This is a genomic window from Hyphomicrobium sp. (assembly GCF_019744875.1).
In the GTDB taxonomy this organism is placed as follows: Bacteria; Pseudomonadota; Alphaproteobacteria; order Rhizobiales; family Hyphomicrobiaceae; genus Hyphomicrobium_C.
On sequence record NZ_JAIETU010000002.1, the window covers coordinates 240400 to 256180 of the forward strand.

At 66.0% G+C, this 15781-nt stretch carries 14 protein-coding genes; 6 read left to right on the plus strand and 8 right to left on the minus strand.

Translation table 11 applies throughout. The features are described from left to right. Positions 1-9 precede the first annotated feature (9 nt). The 3 genes from K2Y42_RS01230 to K2Y42_RS01240 all read left to right on the plus strand — a co-directional run bounded on the left by K2Y42_RS01230 (position 10) and on the right by K2Y42_RS01240 (position 3277). Positions 10-576, plus strand: coding sequence for a CvpA family protein (locus tag K2Y42_RS01230; RefSeq protein ID WP_291147594.1), 567 nt, complete (start codon positions 10-12; stop codon positions 574-576). A gap of 236 nt (positions 577-812) precedes the next feature. Next, the gene (purF, locus tag K2Y42_RS01235) at positions 813-2249 is read left to right on the plus strand and encodes an amidophosphoribosyltransferase (RefSeq protein WP_291150126.1); all 1437 of its coding nucleotides are present in this window, start codon (positions 813-815) and stop codon (positions 2247-2249) included. A gap of 266 nt (positions 2250-2515) precedes the next feature. Next, entirely contained in the window at positions 2516-3277 is a 762-nt protein-coding gene (locus K2Y42_RS01240) for an SDR family NAD(P)-dependent oxidoreductase (RefSeq protein ID WP_291147595.1), read from the plus strand. Here the strand turns inward: K2Y42_RS01240 and K2Y42_RS01245 are convergent. The 7 genes from K2Y42_RS01245 to K2Y42_RS01275 all read right to left on the minus strand — a co-directional run bounded on the left by K2Y42_RS01245 (position 3274) and on the right by K2Y42_RS01275 (position 10652). Next, positions 3274-4077, minus strand: a complete 804-nt coding sequence (locus K2Y42_RS01245) for an MBL fold metallo-hydrolase (RefSeq protein ID WP_291147597.1) — start codon at positions 4075-4077, stop codon at positions 3274-3276. The two genes, K2Y42_RS01240 and K2Y42_RS01245, sit on opposite strands and share 4 nt — an antisense overlap. After that, complete coding sequence (locus K2Y42_RS01250; protein WP_291147599.1) at positions 4074-4880, minus strand: TatD family hydrolase; 807 nt, start codon at positions 4878-4880, stop codon at positions 4074-4076. Before K2Y42_RS01250 ends, K2Y42_RS01245 begins: the two co-directional genes overlap by 4 nt. A gap of 53 nt (positions 4881-4933) precedes the next feature. Next, a complete protein-coding gene (metG, locus tag K2Y42_RS01255; protein WP_291147601.1) occupies positions 4934-6550 on the minus strand; it encodes a methionine--tRNA ligase in 1617 nt (538 codons plus the stop codon). 80 nt (positions 6551-6630) lie between these two features. Continuing rightward, the gene (locus K2Y42_RS01260) at positions 6631-7758 is read right to left on the minus strand and encodes a DNA polymerase III subunit delta' (protein WP_291147603.1); all 1128 of its coding nucleotides are present in this window, start codon (positions 7756-7758) and stop codon (positions 6631-6633) included. After that, on the minus strand, positions 7758-8387 hold the full coding sequence (gene tmk, locus K2Y42_RS01265; protein WP_291147604.1) for a dTMP kinase: 630 nt from the start codon (positions 8385-8387) through the stop codon (positions 7758-7760). Before tmk ends, K2Y42_RS01260 begins: the two co-directional genes overlap by 1 nt. A 125-nt stretch (positions 8388-8512) precedes the next feature. After that, positions 8513-9727 carry a D-alanyl-D-alanine carboxypeptidase family protein gene (locus tag K2Y42_RS01270; protein WP_291147606.1) on the minus strand — a complete coding sequence of 405 codons (1215 nt, stop codon included), beginning with the start codon at positions 9725-9727 and terminating at the stop codon, positions 8513-8515. A 241-nt stretch (positions 9728-9968) separates the two neighbouring features. After that, on the minus strand, positions 9969-10652 hold the full coding sequence (locus tag K2Y42_RS01275; RefSeq protein WP_291147608.1) for a hypothetical protein: 684 nt from the start codon (positions 10650-10652) through the stop codon (positions 9969-9971). Between the two features lie 273 nt (positions 10653-10925). Here K2Y42_RS01275 and K2Y42_RS01280 point away from each other — a divergent pair, with 273 nt between their 5' ends. Further along, on the plus strand, positions 10926-12866 hold the full coding sequence (locus K2Y42_RS01280; RefSeq protein WP_291147610.1) for a CoA-transferase: 1941 nt from the start codon (positions 10926-10928) through the stop codon (positions 12864-12866). Positions 12867-12959: 93 nt separating this feature from the next. Here K2Y42_RS01280 and K2Y42_RS01285 read toward each other — a convergent pair whose 3' ends face one another. Next, entirely contained in the window at positions 12960-14315 is a 1356-nt protein-coding gene (locus K2Y42_RS01285; RefSeq protein ID WP_291147612.1) for a PLP-dependent aminotransferase family protein, read from the minus strand. An 86-nt stretch (positions 14316-14401) separates the two neighbouring features. Here K2Y42_RS01285 and K2Y42_RS01290 point away from each other — a divergent pair, with 86 nt between their 5' ends. Together K2Y42_RS01290 and K2Y42_RS01295 are read left to right on the plus strand one after the other, a co-directional pair. Then, on the plus strand, positions 14402-14809 hold the full coding sequence (locus K2Y42_RS01290) for a DUF983 domain-containing protein (RefSeq protein WP_291147614.1): 408 nt from the start codon (positions 14402-14404) through the stop codon (positions 14807-14809). Positions 14810-14871: 62 nt separating this feature from the next. Next, positions 14872-15768 carry an EamA family transporter gene (locus K2Y42_RS01295; RefSeq protein WP_291147616.1) on the plus strand — a complete coding sequence of 299 codons (897 nt, stop codon included), beginning with the start codon at positions 14872-14874 and terminating at the stop codon, positions 15766-15768. Positions 15769-15781: the final 13 nt, after the last annotated feature.

Genomic DNA, 15781 nt, shown 5'->3' on the forward strand with positions numbered 1-15781 from the left:
CCAAGGGCCATGATTGGGCCGCTCACGTATCTCGACGCCGCTGTGCTGGCGATCTGCTTCATCTCGGCGCTGCTCGCCATGTACCGCGGGCTGACGCGCGAGCTGATGTCGATCCTGTCATGGATCGCGGCCGCCGGCGCGACGCTCTATTTCGTGTTGAACTACAAGAAGGTGGCCGAAGACATGGCCGCCCAGATGAACACGCAGGTGGCCGTGGCGCAGATCGCCATCGGCGCCGTCATCTTCCTGATCGTGCTCATTATCGTGCACCTGATCACATCGCGAATCTCGGACGCGATCCTGGACAGCAGCGTCGGCATGATCGACCGCATCCTGGGCTTCGTCTTTGGACTGGCACGCGGCTTCCTGCTCGTCGTCATTCCCTATATGTTCTACGCATCTTTCGTCCCCGATGAGCAGAACCACCTGCCGTGGGTGCGCGATGGTCTGTCGACCCCGTATATCCGCTCGACGGGCAATGTGATCCGCGGAACGCTCGAAACCTATATGCCGACGTCACTTTCCCAGCCCAAGGAAGAGGTGCCGCAGGAGCCGACTGAGCCGCCGGCGCAATAGCCCGCGACAGATCTGCGACAGGTGCAACAAAGCTCTTTAACGACCCGGCGATTATCATATATTCCGCGCAAGCAACGCAGGGCGTAGTTCCCCCTGATGCGGCGTGCGCAGGCACCCGTTGTGAGACACGGTTTTTAGTCTAGTTGCGGCGGATGCTTTAGCGGGAGGCAGCCATGACGCACGATCGGTCGCTCGGAGCCGGGCACGACCCTTTTCCGGATTTCGGCCTGTCCAAGATGGGCGACGACAGGCTACGCGAGGAATGCGGCGTCTTCGGCGTCTTCGGGCACCCTGACGCGGCGGCCATCACAGCGCTCGGGCTTCACGCGCTCCAACATCGCGGACAGGAAGCGGCGGGCATCGTCTCCTACGACGGCCAGCAGTTCCACGCCGAGCGCCATCTCGGCCTGGTCGGTGACAACTTCAACGACGCGGCCATTATCCATCGGCTGAAGGGCACGATGGCCGTCGGCCACAACCGCTATTCGACCACGGGCGAGCCGGCCCTGAAGAACGTCCAGCCGCTCTACGCCGATATCGACACCGGCGGGTTCGCGGTGGCGCACAACGGCAATCTCACAAACGCGCTGACGCTTCGCGAAGAGCTGATCAAGACCGGCGCGATCTTCCCCTCCACCTCGGACACCGAGGTCATTCTCCATCTTCTGTCGCGCTCCAAGAAGCGGCGCATGGTCGAGCGTTTCGTTGAGGCGACGCGCCAGATCGAAGGCGCATGGTCGCTCGTCTCGCTGACCAACGACATGATGATCGCCGCGCGCGATCCGGTCGGCATCCGCCCGCTCGTCATCGGCCGGCTTGGCGACGCCTACGTGTTCGCGTCCGAGACGTGCGCGCTCGATATCGTCGGCGCGGAGTTCCTGCGCGAGGTCGAGAACGGCGAGGTCGTCGTCGTTTCCGAAGCGGGCCTCGAAAGCCACCGCCCGTATCCGCGCCGCCCGGCGCGTCCCTGCATCTTCGAATGCATCTACTTCTCGCGGCCTGACAGCGTGATCGGCGGCCGTTCCGTCTATGACGTGCGCCAGCAAATGGGAGTGCAGCTCGCGCGTGAGGCACCGGCCGACGCCGACGTGATCGTGCCGATCCCGGATTCGGGCGTGCCGGCAGCCATCGGGTTCGCGCGTGAATCGGGGCTGCCGTTCGAACTCGGCATCATCCGCAATCACTATGTGGGACGCACCTTCATCGAGCCGGAGCAGCGCATCCGCCAGCTCGGCGTCAAGCTCAAGCACTCGGCCAATGCGGGCGTGATCCGCGGCAAGCGGATCGTGCTGATCGACGACAGCGTCGTGCGCGGCACCACATCGAAGAAGATCGTGGAACTCATGTACGATGCGGGCGCGCGTGAGGTGCATATGCGCATCTCGTCTCCGCCGATTACGCACTCCGACTATTACGGCATCGATACACCGAGCAAGACGGCGCTGCTCGCGGCCAACTACGATCTCGAGGGCATGCGCGCCTTCATGGGGGCGGACAGCCTCGCGTTCCTGTCGGTCGACGGCATCTATCGCGCTGTCGGGTACGAAGGCCGCGACGGGCGCGCGCCCCAGTTCACCGACCATTGCTTCACGGGCGAATACCCGACGGAGCTGACCGACCAGAACGGCCAGGCGAGCACGCGCCAGTTGTCGCTGCTGGCGGAAGTGAGCTGATTTCCGGGTGGCGCCTCGCTTTCGGCGCCGCCCATCCACTCCCTCTCGTCTCTCGCGAAACCGGTGCGCTTTCGGGGGAAATCCCCGGCCGATCTTCGTTTGATTATGGGCGCTCTTTGGCCGCATGACCGGGGGCTGCTCCGGCGTCGATGCGCTGTCCGCAATGGCGTATTGGAAACCAACCGGTCCGGCCGGGCTTCTCTCCGGCCCCCTTCCGCGCCTACACTCCCTCCTGCCGTCATCACTCAGCAGTTCAGAAGGCCCCCATGGCACCCCGCGCCCGATTCCAGGACCGCATTGCGCTCGTCACCGGCGCGTCCCGGGGATTGGGACGCGCGATGGCGGTGGCGCTGGCGCGTGAAGGCGCGCATGTCATCGTGTCCGCGCGCTCGGGCGGGGCGCTCGAAGAGGTGGACGACGAGATCCGCGCCGCGGGCGGCCGTGCGACCATCCTGCGTCTCGACCTGCGCGCCGGCGACAAGGTCGATCAGCTTGGACCGCTGCTGTTTCAGCGCTGGCGCAAGCTCGACATCCTGGTGGCTGCAGGCGGCATTCTCGGGCCGCTGTCGCCGCTCCCGCACATCAGCGCCGACGCCTGGCAGAGCGTGTTCGACATCAACGTGCATGCCAACTGGCGGCTGATCCGCACGCTCGATCCGCTGCTCAAGCTGTCGGATGCGGGGCGCGCGCTGTTCGTCACGTCGGACGCTGCGCACGCCGACACCGCGTACTGGGGGCCGTTCGCGGCCTCGAAGGCGGCGCTTGAGGCGCTCGGCAAGACCTACGCGCAGGAGGTGGCCAACACGGCCGTGCGCGTCAATCTGCTGGACCCGGGGCCGATGCGGACGGGTCTGCGCGCCAAGGCGTTTCCCGGCGAGGACAAGGCGCATCTCGCCGACCCCGACGCCGTTGCTGCGTTCGCACTGCCGTTGCTGCTGTCGTCTGCGACGGAGAACGGGACCGTGGCGCGCTATCGGGCGGCCGAACGCTCTTCCGCCAAATCCTTCGCCGCAAGCAACGACGCCTAGCCCGGCAGCTCGATGACCATGTTGTCGTAGGCGGGTTCGACGTGGGCGGGGAGGTTGCGCACGAGCGTGTCGTAGTCGAGTTCGCCGGTCATGTGGGTCAGCACGGCGCGCTTGGCTTTCAGGCGCTCGATGTGGGCAAGCGCTTCCTTGAGCGAGAAGTGGCTCGGATGCGGCTCGTGGCGCAGCGCGTCGACGATCCAGAGATCGAGATTCTCCAGGAGCGGGAGCGAATCCAGCGGAAGCGCGGAGACGTCGGGCGAATAGGCGACGTTGCCGAAGCGAAACGCCAAGCTGTCGATGTCGCCGTGGTGCTGGCGAATGGGCAGCACGTCGATCGGGCCGCCGGCGCCCTCGACGCGGATCGGCTCGCCCGGCGTCAGCAGGCGCGGCATCAGGATCGGCGGATAGGTCGATCCCGCCGGTTGCTCGAAACAGTAGGCAAAGCGGGTGACGAGGCTCTGCTGCGTCGCCCCATCGAAATAGCACGGCACGCGCTTCTTCATGGCGTAGGCGACCATGCGCAGGTCGTCGATGCCGTGCGTGTGGTCGGCGTGGTCGTGGGTGAACAGCACCGCGTCGAGCGCGTCCGCGCGCACGCTCAGCAGCTGCTCGCGCAGGTCCGGCGGCGTGTCGATCAGAACACTCGTGACGCCACCCTGCCCGCGCCGTTCCACCAGCATGGCGCACCGGCGGCGGCGGTTCTTCGGATTGGTCGGATCGCAACGGCCCCACATGGCGCCGATGCGCGGCACTCCGCCCGATGAGCCGCAGCCGAGGATCGTGAAGCGCATCGTCGTCATGGAGCGGCGCGCTCCGTCACGGCCGGACGACGCGCCTTCGTGTAGAGGCGGAAGAAGTTGTCGGTGGTCGTTTTCGCAATCTCCTCGGCCGAGACGCCACGGATGGCTGCCAGCGCCGCAGCCGTATGCACGACGTAGGCCGGCTCGTTGGTCTTGCCGCGGTACGGAACCGGCGCGAGGAACGGCGCGTCGGTTTCGACCAGCACGCGATCGGCCGGGACGTTGCGCGCGATCTCCTGCAGCGCCTCCGTCTTCTTGAAGCTGATGACGCCGGTGAACGACACATAGAGGCCCAGCTCGACGGCGCGGCGGGCGAGCTCGGGGCCGCCGGTATAGCAGTGGAGCACGCCGGGAAACGGCCCGTTGGTTTTGTACTCGTCCTCGATGAGCGCCACCGTGTCGGCGTCGGCTTCGCGCGTGTGAATTTCAAGCGGCAGCCCGGTTTCGCGCGCGGCGGCGATGTGGATGCGGAAGCCTTCCGCCTGCGCCTCGGGGCTCGCGTTCTTGTAGTAATAGTCGAGACCGGCTTCTCCGATGGCGACGACCTTGGGGTGCTGCGACAGGCGCACGATCTCGCTTGCGGGGATGCCGCGTTCCTCATCGGCGTTGTGAGGATGCGTGCCGACCGAGCAGTAGACGTCGTCGTAGCGCTCGGCGATGGCGCGGATGCGGTCGAACTTCCTGATGTGCGTGGAGATCGTCACCATGGTGCCCACGCCGGCTGCCTTCGCGCGCGCGACGACGCCGTCGAGATCCGACGCGAAATCCGGGAAGTCCAGGTGACAGTGGTGATCAACGAGCATACGCTTCTCCTCCCTCTCCGCAGTGGCTGCTCCGAAATCGGGAGAGGGGACTGTTATGACTTGTCTGACTTGCCCTTTTTGGGTTTGGGCGCGGGAGCGGCTGCCTTGGCCGCTTCTTCCGGGTCGACGTAGCGCGGGAACACGCCTTGCGGTTCGGGGATCGGCGTGCCGGGTACGAGGCGGCCGCCCGGGCCGAGCTTCGTGAAGGCGCGGTTCTCCGGGCCTGTGCCCGGCAGGATGAGATCGAGCAGCTTGGCGGTCAGCTCCGGCATTACGGGTTGGGCGAGAATGGCGAACTGGCGCACGACCTCGGCCGTCACATAGAGAATGGTCTCCATGCGCTTCGGGTCGGTCTTCTTCTTCGCCCAGGGCTCTTCAGCCGCGAAGTAGCGGTTGGCGTCGGCGATCACGCTCCAGACGGCGTCGAGGTAGCGGGTGATGGCCTGCTTATCCATCGCGGCGCGCGCTTCGGCATAAAGCGCGTCGGTCGCAGCCAGGATCGCCGTGTCCTCGGCGTTGAACGCGCCGGGCTCGGGGATCTTGCCGTCGCAGTTCTTGAAGATCATCGACAGCGAGCGCTGCGCGAGGTTGCCGAGGTTGTTGGCGAGATCGGCGTTGATGCGATTGGCTATCGCTTCCTGAGAATAGTTGCCGTCCTGGCCGAAGATCACCTCGCGCAGGAAGAAGTAGCGCACCTGATCGCGGCCGTAGGCGCGCACGAGATCGAACGGGTCGACGACGTTGCCGACCGACTTCGACATCTTTTCGCCCTTGCTCAGCACGAAGCCGTGCGAGAAGATCCGCTTGGGAAGCTCGATGCCGGCCGACATCAGGAACGCGGGCCAGTAGACCGCGTGGAAGCGTACGATATCCTTGCCGATGACGTGGACGTCGGCGGGCCAGAAGTCCGCGCGCGCGCCTTGCGGCGTGTTCAGGAGGCCGGTGGCCGTGATGTAGTTGGTGAGCGCGTCCACCCAGACATACATGACGTGACTCGGCGCGCCGGGCACGGGAATGCCCCAGTCCAGCGTCGAGCGCGAGATCGAGAGATCTTCGAGGCCGCTTTTGACGAAGCTCACGACCTCGTTGCGGCGCTCGGGCGGCAGAATGAAATCCGGGTTTGCTTCATAGTGGGCGAGCAGGCGCTGCTCGTAGGCCGAGAGGCGAAAGAAGTACGTCTCCTCTTCGGTCCATTCGACAGGCGTGCCGGTCGGCGTGGCGTAGCGCGCGCCATCCTCGCGCACTTCAGTTTCGGCCTCTTTGTAGTAGGTCTCGTCGCGCACCGAGTACCAGCCGCCGTACTTCTTCGTGAAGATGTCGCCGGCCGCGTCCATGCGCCGCCAGATCTCCGTGCAGGCCTCGTAGTGGCGCGCTTCCGTGGTGCGGATGAAATCGTCGTGCGACAGGCCCAGCGCTTCCGCCATCTCGATGAAGCGGGCGGCGTTGCGATCCGCCAATGCGCGCGGCGTGAGGCCCTCCTTGGCGGCCGTCTGCTTCATCTTGAGGCCGTGCTCGTCGGTGCCGGTCAGGAAGAAGACGTCGCGGCCGTCGAGGCGCTCGAAGCGGGCGATGGCGTCGGTGGCGATCGCCTCGTAGGCGTGGCCGATGTGCGGCACGCCGTTCGGATAGGAGATCGCGGTGGTGATGTAAAACTTCTCTCGACCGCTCATGCTGCCTCGTAGGAACTCATGCTGCCTCGTAGAAACTCGATGGGATCGCGCGCGTGTCGGGCCACCGGCGCGGCGCGGCCTCAATCTCGCGAGGCGGCGTCGAGCTTCGAAAAGACGTTCAGGATCAAAGCTTTTCGGTCGAGGTTCAACGCCTCGGCATCGGCCTTGTCTGCGGCCACTCTTTCCCACAAGCCGGCCCAGGTGGCAAGCCGCGCCGGGCCGATGAGGCGGCGCGCGAGCGCGACCTCCGCCGGCCCGCCCGCCCCGCGCGCTTGGACGCTGACAAGGCGGGCGATCGCGTCCATCAGAAGCTCGAAAAAGAGCTGATAGCGCTGATCGGCGGCCGGACTGGACAGCTCGTCGCCGAGGGTGTGCACGGCGGACCAGTCAACCTGCGGCAACCCGTCCAGGATCTTGAAAATCCGGTCGTGCAGAGCGAGCCCCTTGGCGGCATGCAGCGCGAGCACGCGGCGCACGCTGCCGCCCGAGAGCACCGCCAGGCGCTCCCATTCGGAGGGCTGCGGGGCTGATGCCGCCACCTCCTCGCCGCTCGCCGCGAACGCCTGCGTCACGGCGCGCCGCAGCGGCTCCTCCTCCAGGCCCGCAAGCTCCAGCATGCGCACGCGCGAGCGCAGCGTGACGAGCAGCCGGCCGGGGGCGGACGAGATCAGGAGGAAGATCGTGCGCGGTGGCGGCTCTTCCAGGGACTTCAGAAGTGCGTTGGCGGCCGACACGTTGAGTTCGTCGGCGCGGTCGACGATGACGATGCGCCAGGCGCCGTCTTCGCTCGTGCGGCCGAGGAACGTCTTGAGGCGGCGCACCTCGTCGACCGGGATTGAGGCCGGAAAGCGCTTCGCCTTGATGTCGTAGGCGCGCCGGATGACGAGCAGGCCGGGATGGGACAGCGCCAGGATCTGGCGCGCGGCGCGCGTGTCCATTCCGATGTCGAGGGTGTCTGCCTGCCGCTCATTCTCGTCGGCCAGGACGTGGCGGGCAAACCGATAGGCGAGCGTCGCCTTGCCGATGCCTTCCGGGCCCGCGACGAGCCAGCCGTGATGCATGCGGCCGGACGCGAACGCCGTGAGCAGCGTGTGCTCGGCTTCGTCATGGCCATAGAGCCTCGGCGTGGCGCGCGGATGGGCAAAGCCTTCCAGGCGGTCGGCCTCGGGGAAATCCTCGATTTCGTGCAGGGCGGGCGCGCGGGCCATCAGGGCCGCGCCTCGGCGAGCAATCGGGTTTCGACAGTGCGCCAGATGTCGGCTGCGATCTCGTCCGCCGCGCGGCTGCCGTCCACCATCACGCAGCGCTCGGGCTCGGCTAAGGCCACCCTGCGGAACGCTTCGCGCAGCTCGACGTGATAGGCCGCATGCTCGGCATCGAAGCGCGTCAGAGCGCCCCGGGCTTCGGTCCGCTTCAAGCCTTCCTCGGCCGGTACGTCGAGCACGACCGTCAGGTCGGGAAACGTAGGCGCGACCGTTCGCATTTCGATGGCGCCAATCAAGTCAGCGGACACGCCGGCCATGACGCCCTGGTAGACGCGTGTCGAGTCGACGAAGCGGTCGCACAGCACCCACGTGCCATGCGCGAGCGCCGGGCGGATCACCTTGGCGACGTGCTCAGCGCGGGCGGCGGCGAACAGCAGCAGCTCGGTCACGGGCTCAGGCGAGGCACCCAGCACCACGTCGCGGATGCTCTCGCCGAGGGGCGTACCACCAGGCTCGCGCGTGACGACGGTTTCGACGCCGCCGGCGCGGAGACGCTCGGCCAGGCGGGCGACCTGGGTGGTCTTGCCGGCCCCCTCGCCGCCCTCGAATGTGATGAACTTTCCGCGTGTCATGGGGCGGACACTAGAGCCTTTCCGCGGAAAGACTCTAGCCCTTTGTTTCGCCGTGCGGCGGGGGCTGGACCCCGCCGTATGGGCCCGATGGAGGCTGCGCATTTCACGAGGCGCGGCCCGGCCGGCTAGCGGTTGAGGAACCGGCGCACATCGGGCACGACCCGAAAGCCCAGGTGCAAGAGCGAATCGACGCCGCGCCAGACGAAGCTCGCTTCGTCGACATCCCGTTCGGCATAAAGCGGGGTCTCGCTCACGGCGATCGGCTCGCTGCTGCCGGGCGCGGTGCTTGTGACGCGGAACATGGCCACCTGATCGCCTTTGCGCACGGGCGGCTTGAGCGGGCCCTCGTAGACGATCTCGCCGCGGATCTTCTGGTTCACCGGGTACTTGGGCAGGATCACCTCGAGGTCGCCCTCGCCGCCGAGCGGCACGTAGAAGTCGCTGCCACCCCAGACGCGCGCATAGCCGATGGCCTCGCCGGCGTTGAACAGCTTGGCCCGCGACACGCTCTTGGCGCCCCACTCCAGCATGCGCTGGGTTTCGGACTTGCGCTCTTTCTCGGTCTGCAGTCCGGCCATGACGCCGATCAGGCGACGGCCGTCGGCGATGGACGACACGACGATGCCGTATCCGGCCTCCGTGGTGTGGCCGGTCTTCATGCCGTCCACTCCGAGACCTTCCTCGCGGAGCAGCGGGTTGCGATTGTAGAACTTGTGCTTGCGATACTGGAATTCGCGCTGGGAGAAGGTTTTGTAGTAGTCCGGGTACTCTTTGATGATGTACCGGGCGAGCTGGGTCAGCTCGCGTGCCGTCATCAAGTGCTCGGGATGATTGAGGCCGGTCGGATTACGGAAGGTCGACTTCTTGAGGCCGATGCGACGGGCCTCCTCCTCCATCATCACCGCGAACTTCTCGGTAGACCCGGCGATGCCTTCGGCGACGGTGATGCAGGCGTCGTTGCCGGACTGGACGATGATGCCCTGGATCAGCTCGCTGATCGGTGTCTTGGAGTTGATCGGGATGAACATGGCCGAGGTGCCGGAGGGCGCGCCGCCCGTGCGCCAGGCGTTCTCGCTCGTCGTGAATTCATCCTCGAGCTTGTACTTGCCGTCCTTGAGCGCCTTGAACAGCACCGCGAGCGTCATGAGCTTGCTCATGCTGGCGGGCGGGATCAGCTCGTCGGCGGCTTTCTGGAAAATGATCGAGCCCGACGCGGAATCCATCAGGATTGCGTTCGGCGCGGTGGTCGAGAAACCGCCGGACTGCTGGGCGCGCGCAGCGGTACCAAACGCCAGCAGCAGACCAGCGAATGCGGCGGCGATCGTCAGCGTGCGCTTCATGAAATGAGGCATCCTCGCGCGGAGCGGCAATCGCCGGACTATCGCCCGGCGCGGCGCCAAGTCAATGCCATGCGGGCGCGCCTTGAAACGCGACCGAGCTTTTTGCCCGTCTCGGGTAAAGGCTCTAGCCCGCTGTTTTGACGTGCTTCTTCTTGCTCGCTGTTGTCGCAGCGGCTGCGGTGCGTCCGGGTTTTCGCTCCCCGGACACACATCTTTTTGGGCCCCTGCGTCCGGAAGAGCTCTACTGGGAGGACGAGTTCGTCGACGTCTGCCAGTCCTTGGCGTGCATGAAGATCGTGCCGATCTCGAAGGCGCGGGCGTCGTAGAACGGCAGCTCGCGCGTGAACGAGACCGAGATGGGTTTGGACGCCTGCTTCATGCCCAGACCGTTCGCGCCGTCTGCCGGCGTGAGGGTGAGCTTGAATTCGTAGGGCCCGACCTCGCGGATGATCTGCTCGGGCTTTTCCTCTTCGCCGCGCGTGTAGAACAGGATCGACTCCGTGCGGCTCGACCGGCCTTCGAGCGGGATCGGCGCGAAGCCGGTGTAGCTCTTGGTGCGGGTGCGCTCCATCGACCAGACGCCGAACTCGGCGGCGTAGAAGTTCTTGGTCTGCTTGGTGCGCGGATCCGTGACCGCAAGGTCCATGTGCAGGATCGTGCCGGTCTGTGCGCCCTCGTTCGAGATCGTGACCGGGATCGAGATCATTTCGAAGTTCGTGTTCTGATACGGCGAGGCGTAATAGATCACGCGCGGAACGTAGGCCTTCAGATCCGCGCTCTTGAGCGACGTATCCCAAAGACTGTATGCGGAAAATAGAACCGCTATCGCCGAGAGCACCGTCGCCGCGACGCCCCCCGAGACATGTCTTGCGTTGTCGGTCGTGATGTCCGTCGCGTCGTGCACGCTTTTGCGGCCGAGATCCATGTGTCAGTGCTCCCCAATCCCCTCGTTTCAGCCCGGCAAGGGGAACGAGCATTTCGGCGAACATGTGGCTGCCGATGTTGCAGTGCAATGCGAGGGTGGGTAGGCGCTTCTTACCCACCCGAGTAGGACGATGTGCTGCGCGACCGGGTCGTTGTCTGGAATGGGGGGCGACCTTATACCCAGAGCAAGCTTCGAGCACTTCACCGACTGCCGGATACGCGGCCATCCGCGAGCCGGCCTCAAAGAGTGAAGGCCCCTGGGGGAAAACAAGACATGCGGACCAATAAAGTCGTTTCGGCGGATGAAGCTGTTGCGCGCATTCGTGACAACGATGTGATCGCGACCACCGGCTTCGTGCAAAGCTGCATTCCCGAAATGCTGCACGCCGCGCTTGAGAAGCGCTTCGTGGAGACACAGGGGCCGCGCGACCTGACGCTCATCATGTGCGCGGGCGCCGGCGACAGCAAAGGGCTCGGCACCGGGCGTCTGCATCACGAGGGCCTGCTCAAGCGCGTCATCGCCGCCAACTTCGGGCGCATGCCGAAGGTTGCCCAGGCCGCCCAGGACAACAAGATCCAGGGCTACAACCTTCCCCAGGGCGTCATTTCCAAGTTGTACCGGACATGCGCATCGAGCAGCCCGGGCCTGTTCTCGAAGGTCGGGTTGCATACCTACGTCGATCCGCGCCTCGGGGGCGGCAAAGTTAACACCGTGACCAAGGAAGACCTCGTCAAGCTCGTCGAGGTCGAGGGCCAGGAGTGGTTGTTCTACAAGGCGACGCCGCTCAACGTCGCGCTCATCCGCGCCACGAGCGCCGACCCGCTCGGCAACCTCAGCATGGAGCGCGAGGCGCTGACGCTGGACGTGCTCGCGCAGGCCATGGCCGCCCACAACAACGGCGGCCTCGTCATCGCCCAGGTGGAGCGCATCGTCGCCGAAGGCTCGATCAAGCCCAAGGACGTCAAGGTGCCCGGCATTCTCGTCGATTGCGTCGTGATCGCCGATCCGCCCGAGATGCACCGCATGAACTACGGCGTCATCTACGATGCCGGTCTTGCCGGTGAAGTGCGCGTGACCGTCGACAGCCTGCCGACGATGGAGCTCGACGAGCGCAAGATCATTGCGCGGCGCGCGGCTTTCGAGCTGCCGCCCAACGGCGTCATCAATCTCGGTGTCGGCGCGCCGGACGGCGTGGCAAACGTGGCGAACGAAGAGAAGGTCACGCCGTACCTCGTCATGACGACGGAAGCGGGCGCAGTCGGCGGCGTGCTGGCTGGCGGATCGAGCTTCGGCTCATCGGCCAACGCGCATTCGATCCTCGATCAGAACCAGATGTTCGACTTCTACCATGGCGGCGGTCTCGACCTTACCTGCCTCGGCATGGCGGAGTGCGACAGCCTGGGCAACGTCAACACGAGCAAGTTCGGCGGCAAGCTGAACGGCTGCGGCGGCTTCATCGACATTTCGCAGAACGCGCGCGCCGTGGTGTTCGCGGGCACGTTCACAGCGGGCGGGCTCGACATCGCCATCGAGGACGGCAAGCTGCGCATCGTCAAGGAAGGGCGCGCGCGCAAGTTCGTGAAGCAGGTGGAGCAGGTGACGTTCTCCGGCCAGTACGCCGCGCAGAAGGGCCAGCCGGTCATCTACGTCACGGAGCGCTGCGTGTTCCAGCTCACGGACCACGGCCTCGAATTGATCGAGGTTGCGCCCGGCATCGATATCGAGCGGGACATCCTTCCGCACATGGCGTTCAAGCCGCACATCCACAAGCCGATCGGCATGAACCCGCGGTTGTTCCTCGACGGGCCGATGGATCTGCTGTCCGATCTGTTGAACCTCAACCTCACCGACCGCGTGAGCTACGACGCGGCCCGCAATATTCTCTCGGTCAACCTGCAGGCCTGGAGCGTTCGCAAGAAGGCCGACGTCGCCGACCTCCAGAAGGTTCTTGTGGCTGCGTGCGAGAAGGTCGGCAAGCGCGTCAACTCGGTCGTCAATCAGGACGGCTGCCGGATCGCCGAGGACCTCTACGGCGAGTACGCCGACATGGTCGCCTACATGGTCAAGCATCACTATGGGCGCACCGCGCGCTACGCCACGAGCGAGCTCACGCGCGAGAAGCTTCAGAATGCGTTGCGCCGCCGGGGCCTCACGACGCAGGTCTACCAGAACGCCGAAGACGCTTATGCGTCGCTCGCTGAAGAGAAGGTCTAGACGGGGCTGCTCCGGCACGGCTGCCGGGCGCGGTCTTCGTGACGTTTTCGGTTGGACAGGCGGGCTGCGGCGGATGTCGCGGCCCGCAATCTTTTAGAGACGCGCCGTGAGCGCGGCAGACAGAATTTCGAGCGCCTTGACGAGCTGCGCGCGGTTCTGGGCCGCGCCAAGCCCGAGGCGGATCGCGCTGGGCGGATCGGCATCGGCGGCAAATGCGTCCGACGTGACGACGGCCAGTCCGCGGCCATGCAGATCGGCGGCGAAGCGTGCGGCGGACAGACCGTCCGGCAATGGCACCCACGCATGCAGGCCCTGCGGGTGCGCCACCAGGTGGTCCGGCCCCAGGATGCCGCGCGCGAGCGTCTGCCTGGCTGTTGCCTCGGTGCGGACGGCATTGACGATGGCAAGGGCCGTTCCGTCGCGCATCCATCGGGTCAAAACGGCGACCATCAGCGGCACCGACATCTGCAGCATCGCGCGCAACCGCGTCGCCACCGCCTCTGCCGCCTGTGCGTCGGGTGCGACGAGGATCGAGATACGAAATCCCGGCGCGATGCATTTCGAGAGGCTGGCTGCCAGATAGCTTCGCTCCGGGATCAAGGCCGAGAGCGGGAGATGTCCCGGCGCGAGAAACGCGTGCGGGTCATCTTCGATCAACAGAAGATCGCGTTCGCGGATCACGTGGGCGACGCGGCGGCGGCGCTCCTCCGGCATGGTGATCGTCGTCGGATTGTGGATCGTCGGCATGAGGTAGACGAGCTTTGCGGCATGCTTGCGCGCGACCCGGTCCAGTTCCTCCGGGATGATGCCTTCGCCGTCCATCGCGACGCCCGCGAGCGTGACGCCGGCGAGTTCGGCCGCAGCCTTCATGCCGGGGAATGTCAGATGCTCGGTGAGGATCGTGGCGCCGGGCTCGGCGTGCTGCAGCAGGAGCGCATAGAGCGCCGCCTGCGTTCCGGGCGCGAGCAGCACGCGGTCCGCAGCCACACCCGCTAGCACCGGGCCCAGCCAGTCGGCCGCGATCTGGCGCTCGCTCGCCGTACCAGCGGCCTGGCGATAGGTCAGGTAGGCGGACAGTCCGGGACCGGCGCGTATTTCGCCGAGGGTGTGGGCGAGGTGGGAATCGAACCGCGCGTTCGCTGGGAACGGCGGGAGGTTCATCGACAGATCGATGCCGGGAGACGCGGCGGAGCGAACCGAGGCCGGAGGCGCCCCTTTGACGAACGTTCCGCGCCCGACGCGGGCTTCCGTCAGCCCCTGCCGGCCGGCCTCCGTGTAGGCCCGCGTGACGGTCGTGACGTCGACCCCCAGCGCCGCCGCGAGCGACCTGTGGGTGGGAAGCGTCTGGCCGGCATGAACCCGGCCGGCTGCGATGTCGTCCGCCAACGCATTAACGATGCGCTGGTAGATCGGCCCCTGACGGTCTGAGATTGTCGGCGTCCAAACCATACAATTGGGTCATTACGCGCGTTGTTGATCCATACAATCGCGGGTATCGTTTGGGAAATCAATAAGCCCAACTGAGGAGACCTTTCATGACCGCTTCCGAGCCAACCATGAGTCAGGCGCTCTTGCGCGGCGCGAGCTGCAAGTGTCCGGAGTGCGGTGAAGGCCGCCTGTTTCGCAAGTTTCTCAAGGTCGCCGAGACCTGCCCGTCGTGCGGCGAGGAGTTGCATCACCATCGCGCTGACGACATGCCGGCGTACATCGTCATGTCCATCGTCGGCCACATCGTCGTCGGTCTCGTCCTCTGGGCTGAATTCACGTACGCGCCGCCAGTCTGGGTGCACTGGTCGCTCTGGCTGCCACTCACGGTCATCCTGACGCTGGCGCTGCTGCAGCCGGTCAAGGGCTTCATCGTGGCGCTGCAGTGGAAGCTGCGCATGCACGGTTTCGGCACCAGCCGGGCCGCGCCCACGCCCGACCCGGTCGTTGCGGGCTAGTCCCTCGTTCATTCCCCGGCTGCCGTGACCCCGGCAGCCGCTCATTTTCCAGGCTCCGCCCTTTGCGCATCGCGCCCCAAACTCTCTCGTTGCGCGATGCGCTCATAGCCATTGCAATCACGGCTGTCTGGGGCTCGAACTTCGTCGTCATTCACGTCGGGCTCGAGCAGCTTCCGCCGCTGCTGTTTGCGGCGCTGCGCTTTACGTTCGCGCTCATTCCGGCCGTGTTGTTCATCAAGCGGCCCGCCGTGCCGTGGCGCAATCTCGCGGCCTACGGTGTTTTCGTGGGCGCTGGGCAGTTCGGCCTGCTCTATACAGCCATGAGCGGTTACATCACGCCGGGCCTGGCCTCGCTCGTGGTCCAGACGCAGGTGTTCTTCACGATTTTGCTGGCGGGCGTGCTCAATGGCGAGAGGCTGCGGGTGTTTCAGGTCATCGCGCTCCTGCTGGCGCTGGCCGGCATTCTCATCATCCTCCGCCACACGGACGCGACGACCACGGCGCTCGGACTCGCGCTCGTTCTCGCCGCGGCGGCCGGGTGGGCTGCAAGCAACATGGTCGTGCGTGCGACGCCGGGCGTGGACATGCTCGGCTTCGTGGTGTGGGCGAGCTTCTTCTCGGCGGTGCCGCTGTTTGCGATGTCGTATCTGTTCGAAGGCTGGCCCGCGATCTCGACCGGCCTTGCGAACGCGACGGCGGCCACGTGGGGGGCGGTCGCCTGGCAGTCGACCGGTAACACGCTGTTCGGGTACGCGGCCTGGAGTGCGCTGCTCGCGCGCTATCCCGTGGCGACGATTGCGCCGATGACGCTGCTGGTGCCGATTTTCGGCATGGGGGCGTCGGCTCTCGCGCTGGGTGAGCCGCTCCACGACTGGAAGCTCGTGGCGGCGTGCTTCGTCATGTCGGGACTTGCGCTCAACGTGTTGTGGCCGCGCCTGCGCAAGGTTCTCGCCGGGTAGGCGCTCTCGCGAG